10 protein-coding genes and 4 tRNA genes are annotated in these 11,956 nt (G+C 68.1%); 8 read left to right on the top strand and 6 right to left on the bottom strand.

The genetic code is table 11. From position 1 onward, the window contains the following. Positions 1 to 37: 37 nt before the first annotated feature. From IEY68_RS03100 to IEY68_RS03085, 4 genes are all read right to left on the bottom strand, one after another. The gene (locus tag IEY68_RS03100) at positions 38 to 280 is read right to left on the bottom strand and encodes a hypothetical protein (protein WP_062995949.1); all 243 of its coding nucleotides are present in this window, start codon (positions 278 to 280) and stop codon (positions 38 to 40) included. A 907-nt stretch (positions 281 to 1,187) separates the two neighbouring features. After that, positions 1,188 to 1,262 (bottom strand) — tRNA-Val (locus tag IEY68_RS03095). A gap of 1 nt (position 1,263) precedes the next feature. Beyond that, a tRNA-Cys gene (locus IEY68_RS03090) sits at positions 1,264 to 1,334 on the bottom strand. Between the two features lie 44 nt (positions 1,335 to 1,378). Next, positions 1,379 to 1,451 (bottom strand) — tRNA-Gly (locus IEY68_RS03085). A 313-nt stretch (positions 1,452 to 1,764) separates the two neighbouring features. On the opposite strand from IEY68_RS03085, the gene IEY68_RS03080 reads away from it, so the two are divergent. Beyond that, positions 1,765 to 1,836, top strand: a tRNA-Val gene (locus IEY68_RS03080). Between the two features lie 404 nt (positions 1,837 to 2,240). Further along, positions 2,241 to 2,615, top strand: coding sequence for a hypothetical protein (locus IEY68_RS03075; RefSeq protein WP_063916190.1), 375 nt, complete (start codon positions 2,241 to 2,243; stop codon positions 2,613 to 2,615). Positions 2,616 to 3,143: 528 nt separating this feature from the next. On the opposite strand, the gene IEY68_RS03070 is transcribed toward IEY68_RS03075, so the two are convergent. Beyond that, on the bottom strand, positions 3,144 to 3,494 hold the full coding sequence (locus IEY68_RS03070) for a hypothetical protein (protein WP_062995942.1): 351 nt from the start codon (positions 3,492 to 3,494) through the stop codon (positions 3,144 to 3,146). 299 nt (positions 3,495 to 3,793) lie between these two features. After that, positions 3,794 to 6,139: a molybdopterin-dependent oxidoreductase gene (locus IEY68_RS03065; RefSeq protein WP_062996101.1), complete on the bottom strand. Its 2,346-nt coding sequence runs from the start codon at positions 6,137 to 6,139 to the stop codon at positions 3,794 to 3,796. Between the two features lie 231 nt (positions 6,140 to 6,370). Here IEY68_RS03065 and IEY68_RS03060 point away from each other — a divergent pair, with 231 nt between their 5' ends. Genes IEY68_RS03060 through IEY68_RS03035 form a run of 6 tightly spaced genes read left to right on the top strand, consistent with a single transcriptional unit; the run spans position 6,371 to position 11,832 of the window. After that, the gene (locus tag IEY68_RS03060; protein WP_189093989.1) at positions 6,371 to 6,955 is read left to right on the top strand and encodes a biotin transporter BioY; all 585 of its coding nucleotides are present in this window, start codon (positions 6,371 to 6,373) and stop codon (positions 6,953 to 6,955) included. Then, positions 6,948 to 8,069 (top strand): class I adenylate-forming enzyme family protein, encoded by a 1,122-nt coding sequence (locus IEY68_RS03055; protein ID WP_062995940.1) that lies wholly within the window; start codon positions 6,948 to 6,950, stop codon positions 8,067 to 8,069. Before IEY68_RS03060 ends, IEY68_RS03055 begins: the two co-directional genes overlap by 8 nt. Continuing rightward, entirely contained in the window at positions 8,066 to 9,193 is a 1,128-nt protein-coding gene (locus IEY68_RS03050; RefSeq protein WP_062995938.1) for a thiolase family protein, read from the top strand. The genes IEY68_RS03055 and IEY68_RS03050 overlap by 4 nt, the downstream gene beginning before the upstream one ends. After that, positions 9,190 to 9,870: an energy-coupling factor ABC transporter ATP-binding protein gene (locus tag IEY68_RS03045; RefSeq protein WP_062995936.1), complete on the top strand. Its 681-nt coding sequence runs from the start codon at positions 9,190 to 9,192 to the stop codon at positions 9,868 to 9,870. Before IEY68_RS03050 ends, IEY68_RS03045 begins: the two co-directional genes overlap by 4 nt. Further along, complete coding sequence (locus tag IEY68_RS03040) at positions 9,867 to 10,469, top strand: energy-coupling factor transporter transmembrane component T family protein (protein ID WP_062995934.1); 603 nt, start codon at positions 9,867 to 9,869, stop codon at positions 10,467 to 10,469. The genes IEY68_RS03045 and IEY68_RS03040 overlap by 4 nt, the downstream gene beginning before the upstream one ends. Further along, entirely contained in the window at positions 10,462 to 11,832 is a 1,371-nt protein-coding gene (locus tag IEY68_RS03035; protein ID WP_062995932.1) for an AMP-binding protein, read from the top strand. The genes IEY68_RS03040 and IEY68_RS03035 overlap by 8 nt, the downstream gene beginning before the upstream one ends. Positions 11,833 to 11,956: the final 124 nt, after the last annotated feature.

The raw sequence follows: 11,956 nt of genomic DNA, 5'->3' as shown, positions 1-11,956 counted from the left end.
ATCCGGCTGCCTTCATATCCCGCTTGGCCTCACGGACCTACGGAGTCGGGTCGATCTGCACGGCGAGTACGGCGCACTCGTAGGCCACGGTCACGATTCGCTCGGACAGCCCGTACACCGAGTTGTTGAACTCCGGGGTGCCGCTGCTGCCTACCGTCACCACATGCTCGAACGGGGGATACCACCAGGCGAAAAGCTGGCCGGTGGCAATGAGCGTGTCTCCCAGGGTGTCCGCGTACCCGCCGCCGAACACCCACGTGTTCCCGAGGTTCGTGCGCATTAGCGCGCCACCGCTGCCGGTCGCATTGAGGTCGCCCGCCGCCGCAGCCCAGCGCCGTGCCGCGTGGATGTACCCCGGTGTATCCCTGCTCCCCGACGAATTCCTCGAGCACGCCGATCGCGGTCGCCAGGTCGGGGACGACCGTAGGCGCCCCGGCATCGGTCAACAGCCGGGAGGAGAACGCGGACTCTACGAGTAACGGCTCATGGAGGCGGCGGGTATGCGCGGCGCGGTCCATGTCTTCCTGCTCCGTCTGATCCGGCGCGCATTCACTGGCGGCGTAGACCACCATCGGGGAGAACTCCAGCAGTTCGCCGCGCTCCCCGGCAGCCTTCACCGCCGGATCGACGTCACACAGGTCGGTGCTGTGGGTCCCGGCCCCGGTGTCGCAGTTGTACGGCTCCACGCGCACGCCGCCCAGTAGCCGCGCAGGCTCGTTCAGGTCGAACACGGTGGCTGCGGCAAACAGCCCGTGCCCGGCGGGTGCGAGCGGCGGTGCCTCGAATCTCACGGCGGGCAACGGGTTCGTCATGGTGATGGCCTCCTGGTCTCTGCGACCGAAGTTACGGCCGGACACCGCAGCCCCCGGAGGAGACGAGAGCGGGCGCGGCCCCCGAGACAGAAGGAGAGGGATGGTAGGCCGCGCCCTGAATCGGACGGTACGGCCGCGCCGCGCAGAGCCCCAGATATACAAACGGCCTCCGGTCCGTGAAGGACTGGAGGCCGTTCAGGGGTGTCCGGCAGTATCGAACTCCGACGAAACCGAGGGGGATCGATGGACATTACCGAGTGTAGGTAGTGGGTCTGCGACAGCCGGACCGCCGCATGCCTCAGATCAGAAGATGCACGAAAGATGCTCAGAAATCAGAAAGCCCCGGCAGTAACCGGGGCTGAACTGTGTAAACGATGGTGCGCGATACTGGGATTGAACCAGTGACCTCTTCCGTGTCAGGGAAGCGCTCTCCCGCTGAGCTAATCGCGCGAGGTGGAGACGGGAATCGAACCCGTGTGCACGGCTTTGCAGGCCGTTGCCTCACCACTCGGCCACTCCACCGCGCAAAGGGGGAAGGCATTCAATGCGCCTGGCCCTACCTCTCGAGCGGATGACGGGATTCGAACCCGCGACCCTCACCTTGGCAAGGTGATGCGCTACCAGCTGCGCTACATCCGCATTTCGCATCCCCGGCGGCCGTTCGGTCCTCCGTGGTGCGAGACAGAACATTAGCCCACGTTCGGCGGAACCTACAAATCGCCTGGTAGGCGTGTGTAAATCACAAACGTGTCATTTTCGGCGCCGCGGGGATGTCCGCGGGGGTGTGGGCAAGGCCGCTGGAGGGTCGGTTCCGGTTGTCGTGGGCGCCTGAAGCGGCCGAGCGCTTACGCGGACGAATGACAACAGGGTGATTTGGTGGCGAACGGGTGGTGCGTGTTAAAGTTCCTACTCGTTCGGAGGGCTTCGAAAATCCCGCCGAGCGGTTCTTCCCGGTCTCATAGCTCAGCGGGAGAGCGTCCGCCTCACACGCGGAAGGTCGCTGGTTCGATCCCAGCTGGGACCACTCGAATACGCCCTGATCTGTCCAGTTCAGGGCGTATTTCTATATTGTCTGACTGTCCGGGAGGGGAGGCCGTGATTGACCGCCCTGTACCCCCGTTTTCCGGTCTCTATCGCACGTAGATCGCACGGAGTCGGCCACGGTTTGGCCCTGCTGGGTGGTGGTCTGCGCATAGGTGGGGCTGGCTACCCGCCTGCCCCGATAGGGCCTGCCCTTCTCGCGTAGAGACTCCGCGGTCAAGAGTGGCGAATGCCATCAGCGAAGCTGACGCCGTAGGCGCTCTTGACGGTGGAGGGGCGCGGGAACATAATGCAGGCCACCAGTCAGCTGGGCCACGCGACCGAAGGTCGCGCAAATGCTGGATGGATCGCCGGCCTCATATCGCGATGACGGCTCAGAAGCGGACAATGACAGCCGTGCAACACTGGAATCTTCGTCTCGATGGACCCGATCAGGCTCTTGCCCTGCATCGGATGCTGATGGACCGCAAGTTCGACGGCCCGCCTGACGTGTTCTTCGGCAGCCCGTTCATCGCGGTCGTCCAGCACCGTCTACTCGACATGATCGCTGAGGCAGATCCTGCGAAGGAGCAGGATTGGCACCGATGGCGTCAGGCTGAACATCACCCCCATCGGGTGAAACAGGTCCGCAACTATCTTCAGGGTGTGAAAGGCTGGCCCACCATGACCGCTGATACTCGGCGCCAGTTCGTCCGGGATCTGTTCGCCCCGTTGCTGCCCAGCGAAGATCTGCTCGAAGAGCTGATGGGTCACGAGTCGTGACCGAGAATGACGGGTGCTCACCGTCTACAGGCGGGACCACAGCCGGTTGACCGGGCAGAGTGCCGGCCGATTCGTGGGCAGCTGCGGGAGGTAGGTCGGGTACGGCTCTCGTCGTGCCCACACTTCTCGGTTATCGAAAATCAGCCATCTCGGATCGGTGGCTGTAGCGCCAGCCGCGCCGCTGTCGGCCGACGCGCCGCGCTGGCCAAGCCTGCGCCGGTCTGCGCGGTTGCGTGGCGGACGGCGGCGGCACATAAGCGCCGTCGCTCTTGAACCTATATGGCGAAACTCGGCAACCACTTCGCGAAGGTGATTGTCGTGGTTCAACTGATGCTTGACACACCGGCTCCACCTGATGCTCGACACCGCTGGCCGTGGGTTGGATCGCTCGAACGTGAACGTTCGTGGTGAAGGACCCAGGCCTGATGCTGGTGGAGTTGAGTGTGGTCGAGCAGCGGTATTGCGACGACACTGGATGGAAGTCGTCGTGCTCGATGGCCGGGCTACGATCCGAGCAACTGGATTGGGCTACCGGAATTCCTGCACCACTTCGATGCCGCCCACGAGGTGGCGGTTGAACTCTTCGAGTTCCTCGGCGGGCACCCACAGTTCGAGGATCGTCTGCCCGCCTGCCTGGCGGATGGGATACCTGGCCGCGAAGTCGGCATCGATCTCGAACCGAGTCACGTAGCCGACGCCCGATGCCGCAACATTCCAGTCTCGTGCGATACGTATCGCGTAGTCCTCGTTCAACACCGGATAGAAGATCGGCTGATCGGGCAGCCGCGGCGGCCACGCCGTCCATCCTGACGCCTCGACCAGCGCCAACTCCTCCGGCCCCGTAGGTCGCCACAGGGTCAGTGTCTCGCGTTCATCCATCGCCGTTCCTCGGTCGCTCAGTTCGGCGAATCATGCCCCCTCCGACTGTCGGACAGCCAGTCCTTATTCGCGGCGGAAGCATCCACTGAACTCTCTAGAACAAACGTCAAGCCTCAACAGAGGCCACAACGTCAACCATCACCTGAACCTCGACAACCGCGCTGGGGCCGGAGAAGGCAAACCGGATCAAATTATTTCGAGCACGCTGGAGTGCGCCGCTGCTGTCGATCTCCGGTCGCCGCATCCGCTGCGTCGCTGGAATCGGGAAGGCTTGTCGCCGTGCGCAGGTTGTGGATCGATCAGCCGGGGTGCGCACGGAGTTTTTCGGCTGTGATCAACTCCGGGGGCTTGTGGATCCGCAGTGGTGGGAGTTCGTCGTCGTAGCGTTCGATCTCGACCAGGCAGCTGTTGACCGAGGGCCCCTGGGCCAGCGAACTGGTGCCGATATCGTTGGTGACCGTGTTCGGGTTGCCGTGTACGTCCAGCGAATCGGGGGCGGCGGGGTCGAGCGGGTCGTACCAGGCGCCGGTGGCCATGTGTACGACTCCGGGCCGGACCGCGTCGGTGAGCCGGAGGCCCGCGAGGAGGGCACCGCGGTCGTTGAAGACGCGGACGATATCGCCGTCGCGCAGGTCGCGGGTGGCGGCGTCGGCCGGGTGCATACGCAGGGGTTCGCGGTCGCGGATCTTGGATTCCCGGCTGGTGACGCCGTAGTCGAGCTGGCTGTGCAGGCGGGTCGCCGGCTGGTGGGAGAGCAGATGCAGCGGAAAGCGTTGTGCGCGTGGGCTGCCGAGCCATTCGCGGGCGGGGAACCAGGCGGGATGGCCGGGGGCGTCGGGATAGCCGAAATCCGCGACCGTGCCGGAGAAGATCTCGATCCGGCCGGACGGTGTGGCCAGCGGATGGCAGTCCGGGTCGTCGCGGAACCGTTCGAGGACGTGTCGGCTCTCGGGGAGTACCGGACGCAGATCGATCGGTTGCCCGGATCGGAACTCGGTGTAGCCGGGCAGGGTTATACCCGCGGCGGCCGCGTTGTCGGCGGTTGTCTGCCACAGGTGTTGCACCCATTGGCGCGCGGTGCGTCCTTCGGTGAACCGCTGCCCGAAGCCCAGCCGCTCGGCGAGATCGGCGAAGATGGCGTAGTCGTCGCGGGCCCGACCGTAGGGCCGCAGGGCCGGGAGCATGGGGGACAGCCAGTGGTCGGTGCGGGAGGCGGCGAAATCCTCGCGCTCCTGGGCAGCTGTGCTGGGCAGCACGATATCGGCCAGACGGGCGGTCGAGGTCCAGCTGATCTCGTTGACGACGACGGTGCGGGGGCGGGCCCAGGCGCGGCGTAACCGGTTGAGATCCTGGTGGTGGTGGAACGGATTACCGCCTGCCCAGTAGATCAGGTCGATCTCCGGGTAGGTGAGGACGCGGCCGTTGTAGTCGACGGTTTCGCCGGGGTGTTCCAGCATTTCGGTGAGCCGTGCCACCGGAACCACATCGGAGACCGGGTTGGTGGGCTGCGGCAGGGCGGGGATCTCGAAGGGTAGGTAGCGCCGCTGCATGGCGTTGGTCATGCCGACGCCGGTGCCCATGAGCACACCGCCGCCGGGCAGGCCGATATAGCCGAGTGCGGCGGCCAGCGCCCAAGCGGCCCAGTAGGTCTGCTCGCCGTGTTCGGCGCGTTGCAGTGCGTAGGGCAGCCCGATGACACAGCGTTCTCGGGCGAGCAGCCGGGCCAGGTCGCGGATCTCGTGCGCGGGCACCTCCGACAGCGTCGCCGCCCACTCCGGGGTTTTCGGCTCACCGTCCGCACGGCCCGTTACGTAATCGGCGAAGCGGTCGAAACCGGTGGTGTAGCGGTCGAGGAAGGCGCGGTCGTGCAGATCCTCCACAACCAGGGTGTGCACTATGGCCAGCATGATGGCGGTATCGGTGCCCGGCCGGCACGGGATCCAGCGCGCGGCCAGCGCGGGGTCGAGGTCGTCGCGGACGGGTCCGATATTGACGGTGTCGACTCCGGCGGCGCGCAGGGTCGCGAGATGGTCGCGGTAGCGGTGAGCGCCGTAGCCGCCCGGATTGACCTGTGCGTTCCGTGCCGCCGCGCCGCCGAAGAAGACGATGCGCGCACAGTGTTGGGCGATCTCTTCGGTGGTGGGCGACTGCCGCGCCGCGAAATAGGCGTTCATGCCGAGGACGTGGGGGATCGTCACCTCGGCAGCGGCGAACGAATAGGTGTCCACCGATGCGGTGTAGCCGCCGAACATCCGCAGGAAGCGATGGATCTGTCCCTGCGTGTGATGGAACCGGCCCGCGCTGGCCCAGCCGTAGGACCCGCCGTAGATCGCGCGATTGCCCGCCCGCTGCTGTGTCGACCGCAGGGCACCGGCGGTGATGTCGAGCGCTTCGTCCCAGTCGACCTCGACGAACGGTTCTCGGCCCCGGTGCGAGGTATCGCTTTTCTCGCGGTCCCGGTAGTAGCCGAGCCGGATGGCGGGGCGGGCGATGCGGTGATCCGGGTCGTGCAGTGCGGTCAGCGAGCGGCCGATCGGCGACGGGTCGGGATCGTGCCCGGCGGGAGTGACGTGGAGTTCGCCCGCGCCGCCGCGGCCGAGGAGGAAATTCCCCCAATGTGTGGCGGTCGGCAGTGGCTGCGTCATGCTGGTCCTTCCGGCGGTCCTGTGGCGATCCGGGTCATCGATCACGGTACGACCGGACTGTGGGTCGTGGTTGTGGGTGGGCCCGGGATCCGCGGTGGTGCGGAGTTGGCGCACCGTCTTGGCTCGATATCGCGGTACCGAGCGCCGGGTGCCGGGGGCACCCGAGTGCGACGGTCTGGGCGATTGCTATCTTGAACGTTGTTCAAGTCTGGGTGTGGCGGAGGTGTCGCGGTGAGCGGTGTCGAAAACGAGCGGGTGCCGCGGGCCGGTATCACCGCGCGCGATATGGCACAGATCGCGGTGTTCGCCGCGTTGATCGCGGCGCTCGGGTTGCCGGGTGCCATCACGGTCGGGTTCAGCGGTGTGCCGATCACTGTGCAGACCCTCGGTGTCGTGCTGGCCGGGGCGGTTCTGGGACCGCGCAAGGGCACGGCCGCCGTCGCGGTGTTCATCGCACTCACGATCATCGGGTTGCCGCTGTTGTCGGGCGGCCGGACCGGGTTGACCGCACTGGCCGGCCCGAGCGCCGGATATCTGGTGGGCTGGATCCCGGCGGCGCTTTTCATCGGCCTGCTCACCGCCCGGATCGTGCCCAAGTATCCGGTGGTACCGGCGCTGCTGATCAATGCGGTCGGCGGCATCGTGGTCATCTACTTCTTCGGCACGGTCGGGTTGTTGTTGCGCACCGATATCGGGCTGTGGCCGGCGATCACCTCCAACGGGGTGTTCTTGCCGGGAGATCTGCTGAAGGTGGTCGTCGCGACGACGGTGGCCAAGGGTGTGCACCGTGCCTATCCCGGGCTGATCCGTGCCTGACCGCGAACTCGGCGGGTACGGTGACGCGCCTGCGCTCGATATCGGCGGGCAGACCCTGACCTACGCCGAACTCGATCGCGCCGTCGACCGCTGGATCGACCGATCCGAACCGGGCCCGGCCGGATACGACGCATCGACACTGCCGATCGCCGAGGCGCTGGTCTGCGTCTGCGCTGCCGCCCGTCGCGGCGTCCCGGTCGCCGTCGAGGACCCTGCCGCGCGCCCGGTCCGGACCGCGCGCCCGGACTCGGCGTTCCTGTTGGTCGCCACCTCGGGGTCGACCGGGCGGCCCCGCCCGCTGGCCCGTACGGCGGCCTCCTGGTACGACAGTTTCCCGGCGTTCACCGCGATCACCGGTGTCACGGCCACCGATCGGGTCCTGCTCACCGGCCCACTGCACGCGACGATGCATCTGTTCGGGGCCCTGCACGCACTCTGGCGCGGGGCCTGCGTGACCGACGATCCGCGGCACGCCACCGTCGTGCACGCTGTCCCGGCGGTGCTGCGCGAGGTGGTGCGCACCGCGCCCGAGCTGCGTACTGCCGTGATCGCGGGAATCGCCCCCGATCCCGGGGCGCTGGCGGCGGCCCGCCATCTGCGCGTGGTCGAGTACTACGGATCCTCCGAAGTCTCCCTGGTCGCGGCGCGGCGAGTGCCCGGACCGCTGCGTCTGCTCGACGAGGTGGACGCCGAGATCCGCGACGGGTTGCTCTTCGTTCGATCGCCCTACACGGTGCTCGGGGCGCCCGAATGGTTCTGTGTCGGCGATCTGGCCGTACTCGGCGACGATCGTGAACTCGAGGTCCGTGGCCGCGGTGAGGCGGTGATCAATGTCGGCGGCACCACAGTCGTCGCCGAGGATGTGGAACGGGTCCTCGGCGGTATCGACGGTGTGGTGGCGGCCGCCGTGATCGGTTCCGCGCATGCGGTGTTCGGTGAAACAGTCGCGGCGGCAGTGCAATTGGACGGCATCGAGGTCGAAGACGTGCGGCGGCGGGCCCGCGGGCTGTTGAGCCGGGAAGCGATACCGCGCCGCTGGGTCCGGGTCGGTGAGCTCCCCACCACGACCGCCGGGAAGGTCGCCCGCGGCCGGTTGAAAGACTTGCTGGCGTGAGTGCTGTTCCTGTTCTCGTCGCCGCGCGGCGCACCCCGATCGGTACGGCCGGTCACGGGTTCGCCGAGTCGACGGTGATCGATCTGGCCGCCCCGGTGCTGGAAGCCGTGGTCGGTTCGTTGCGCGCGGCCGGGGTGGACGACGAGATCGACGATGTGGTGCTCGGCAACTGCCTGGGTCCCGGCGGGGATCCGGCACGGGTCGCCGCGCTGCGGGCCGGACTCGGGGTGCACGTGCCCGGAGTGACAGTGGACCGGCAGTGCGGTTCCGGACTCGACGCGGTGATGCAGGCGGCGCTGCGGGTGCGCAGCGGCGGTGACGAACTGATCCTGGCCGGTGGTGCCGAATCCGCGAGCACCGCGCCGTGGCGGTTCTGGCCGCCGCGGCCCGAGGACGAACCCGTGCGCTACACCCGGGCCCCGTTCGCCCCCGCCGGTTTCCCGGACCCCGATATGGGTGCCGCCGCCGACGATCTCGCCCGTATCCGCGGGATCGGGCGGGTACGCCAGGACGCCTACGCGGCCCGATCTCATACCCGTGCCGCGGCCACCGATTTCGGCGCGGAGATCGTGCCGGTGGCCGGGGTGAGCCGCGACCAGCGCATCCGTCCGGGAATGACCGCGCAACGGCTGGCCCGGTTGCGGCCGAGTTTCGGAGCGGAGGGAACCGCGACGGCGGGTAATTCGTGCGGTATCTCCGACGGAGCGGCCGTGCTGGCCGTGACGAGTGAGACGAGGGCGGCCGGGTTGCCCGCGTTACGGATCGCCGGCTCGGCGGTATGCGGTTCGGATCCCGCGCTGCCCGGGCTGGGGCCGGTCCCGGCGATCCGGAAAGTTCTGCGCCGCACCGGATATTCGGTCGCCGACCTCGGGATAGTCGAGATAACCGAGGCCTTCGCCTCGGTGGTGCTGGCCGTATCCGACGAACTGGGCTTGGACGAATCCGTGCTCTGCCCGGAGGGTGGCGCGATCGCCATGGGGCACCCCTGGGGTGCGTCGGGCGCGGTGCTGCTGGTGCGGCTGGCGAGCCAGATGTTGCGCCCGGGCGGGCCCGCGCTCGGGCTCGCGGCCTGTGCCATCGGCGGTGGACAGGGAATCGCCGTACTCGTGGAGCGGGTGGAATGAGCGAGATCGTTTTCGACGGGGTGAATCACCGCTACGGCGAACGCCGGGTGCTGCGCGAGGTGGACCTGCGCATCACCGAACGCCGTGTCGGCATCATCGGCGCCAACGGGTCGGGGAAGTCGACGCTGGCCCGGATGATCAACGGCCTGCTGACCCCGACCTCGGGCACCGTGACCGTGGACGGCTTGGACGCGTCGAAAAAGGGCGCCAAGGTCCGGCGCAAGGTGGGTTTCGTCTTCACCGACCCGGACTCCCAGATCGTCATGCCCACCGTCGCCGAGGATCTGGCGTTCTCGCTGCGACGTACCGGCCTGAACAGGGCCGAGATCGCGGAGCGGGTGACCGGGACCCTGGACCGGTTCGGGCTGGCGGCGCACGCCGAACATCCGTCCCATCTGTTGTCGGGCGGGCAGAAGCAGTTGCTGGCGCTGGGGGCTGTACTGATCCGGCGCCCGGAGGTGATCGTCGCCGACGAGCCGACCACACTGCTGGATCTGCGTAACGCGCGTGCTGTCGCGGCCGCGCTGGATTCGGTGGACCAGCAGGTGATCGTGGTGACCCATCAGCTCGGGCTGCTCGACAGTTTCGAACGGGTGATCGTTGTCGACGAGGGCGCGGTGGTATTCGACGGCACCCCGGCCGCGGCGGTACCGGCCTATCGGGAGTTGATCGAGTGATCGGGCTGTACCTACCCGGCCACTCGCTGCTGCACCGGACTCCCGCCGGTGTGAAACTGCTGTCACTCGTCACGGTCATCGTGGCGGCCACCGTTCTCGTGCGGACACCCGTTCAGGCCGGGTCGCTCGCGGTGGTCGTCGTAGGGCTGTTCGGGCTCGCCCGGATCCCGTGGCGGGTCGCTCTGGCGCAGTTGCGTCCGGTGGTCTGGATGTTGGCGCTGATCGCCGTGGTGCAGGTGCTGACGACCTCACCCGCGCGCGCCGTGGTGGTGTGCGGACTGCTGCTGATCTCGGTCGCGCTGGCCGCGCTGGTCACCCTGACGACCCGGGTGACCGAGATGTTGGACGCCGTCACCCGCGCGCTCGGTCCGCTGCGGCATATCGGTGTCGACCCGGAACGTATCGGTCTGATGCTGGCGCTGGCCATCCGCTGTGTGCCGTTGCTGGCCGGGATCGTGCGGGAGGTCGCCGACGCGCGGCGGGCGCGGGGCCTGCAGTGGTCGGTGACCGCGCTGGCGACTCCGGTACTGGTCCGGGCCCTGCGCACCGCCGACGCGATGGGTGACGCCCTCGCCGCTCGTGGTGTAGACGATGACTGAGCTGCTCGCCGACCGGATCGCGAGACAGGCGGCCCGGTATCCGTCGGCGACTGCCGTCGTCGCCACTCGAGGCCGTATCGCCTACGGCGAGTTCTGGGACCGGGTCGGCCGTACCGCCGCTGGGCTCGCCGGCGCGAACCGGGTGGCTGTACTGCCCACCTCCGATATCGACTCGCTGGTCACAGTGGCGGCGGCGATGTATGCCGGTGTGAGCGTGGTGCTGCTGCACCGGCATCTGCTGCCGGGGCAGCTGGACCGGGTACTGACCCTGAGCCGTCCGGCGCAGGTATGCGCCGCCGCCAGACATCATCGGCTGCTGCGCCGACTGGGCTGGGCGGGCCCGATCCGCACCGCGGCGGACCTGGAATCGGATGGGCCGGGTGGCCGGGCGCGGTTCGGCGGTGAACTCCTGGCCGGGATCACCTCGGGAACCACCGGTGAACCGAAACTGTTCGTCCGCGATCAACGGTCGTGGGCGGCGACCCTGGACCGGTCCGACGCGACCTTCGATATCGGCGCGGGGGATCGGGTCTCGGCGCCGGGCGTACTCGACCACACGCACTTCCTCTACGGCGCCTTGCACGCGCTGACCCGGGGCGCGGCGGTAGATCTGCGTCCGGTCATCGCGGCGCTGGCCGATCGTCCGACGCACCTGTACTCGGTGCCCGCCATCGCCTGGGAGGTGGTGCGGTCGGGGACGGGTCCGGTCGGCAGCGTGCGCGAGGTGCTGTCCTCCGCGGCGCGCTGGCCCCGGCCGGGCCGGGTGGCGTTGCGGGCGGTGCTGCCGAACGCCGCGCTCACCCATTTCTACGGTGCTTCGGAGCTGAGTTTCGTCTCGTTCGACCGCGACCTCGGTGGTTGCGACGAGAGTTCGGCGGGGGAGCTGTTCGACGGCGTCGAGGTGCGGATCCGCGACGGTCATGTCCACGTACGCAGCGATATGGTCTTCACCGGTTATCTGACCGAGGCGGGTGTGGTGGACGGCCCCGTCGACGGCTGGTTCTCCGTCGGTGACCGGGGAGCGTTGTCGGGCAACAGGTTACATCTGTTCGGACGCGACGGTGAGATGCTGATCCGCGGAGGTCTGAATGTGGAACCGGCGGCGGTGGAGGCCGCGCTGGCCGCGATCCCGGGCGTCCTCGAGGCCGCGTGCATCGGAATCGCGGACGAGCGCTGGGGCCAGATCCCGGTGGCCGCCGTCGTGGTGACCAGCGCCGCCCCCGGCCTCGAAGAGATCCGGAAGCGGCTGCGCGCGATCCTGCCGAGCCCGAGCATGCCCGACCGGATCCAGGTGGTGGCGCGGCTCCCGCGTACGCCCCGGGGCAAAGTGGACCGCACCGCGCTCACCACCCTGTTCGGCTGATACCGGGGCGGATGGGTCGTGCCGGTGCGACCCGGTGCCCGCGGCGATATCCCTGGAGGTGCAGAACCCGCCCTGCTCCAGGTAATCTCGCGTTTCTGACGCTTCCGGGACTTCGGTCGAGTGG

This window comes from Nocardia jinanensis, assembly GCF_014645735.1.
GTDB lineage: Bacteria > Actinomycetota > Actinomycetes > Mycobacteriales > Mycobacteriaceae > Nocardia > Nocardia jinanensis.
Note: the sequence above shows the minus strand (reverse complement) of the source record. Positions and strands in the feature narration are given on the sequence as shown.

Bases quoted from the DNA above. Each gene is read 5' to 3' on its own strand.
- IEY68_RS03035 (WP_062995932.1), top strand. From the start codon at position 10,462: ATGACTGAGCTGCTCGCCGACCGGATCGCGAGACAGGCGGCCCGGTAT.
- IEY68_RS03045 (WP_062995936.1), top strand. From the start codon at position 9,190: ATGAGCGAGATCGTTTTCGACGGGGTGAATCACCGCTACGGCGAACGC.
- IEY68_RS03070 (WP_062995942.1), bottom strand. From the start codon at position 3,494: ATGGATGAACGCGAGACACTGACCCTGTGGCGACCTACGGGGCCGGAG.
- IEY68_RS03075 (WP_063916190.1), top strand. From the start codon at position 2,241: ATGACAGCCGTGCAACACTGGAATCTTCGTCTCGATGGACCCGATCAG.
- IEY68_RS03100 (WP_062995949.1), bottom strand. From the start codon at position 280: ATGCGCACGAACCTCGGGAACACGTGGGTGTTCGGCGGCGGGTACGCG.
- IEY68_RS03065 (WP_062996101.1), bottom strand. From the start codon at position 6,139: ATGACGCAGCCACTGCCGACCGCCACACATTGGGGGAATTTCCTCCTC.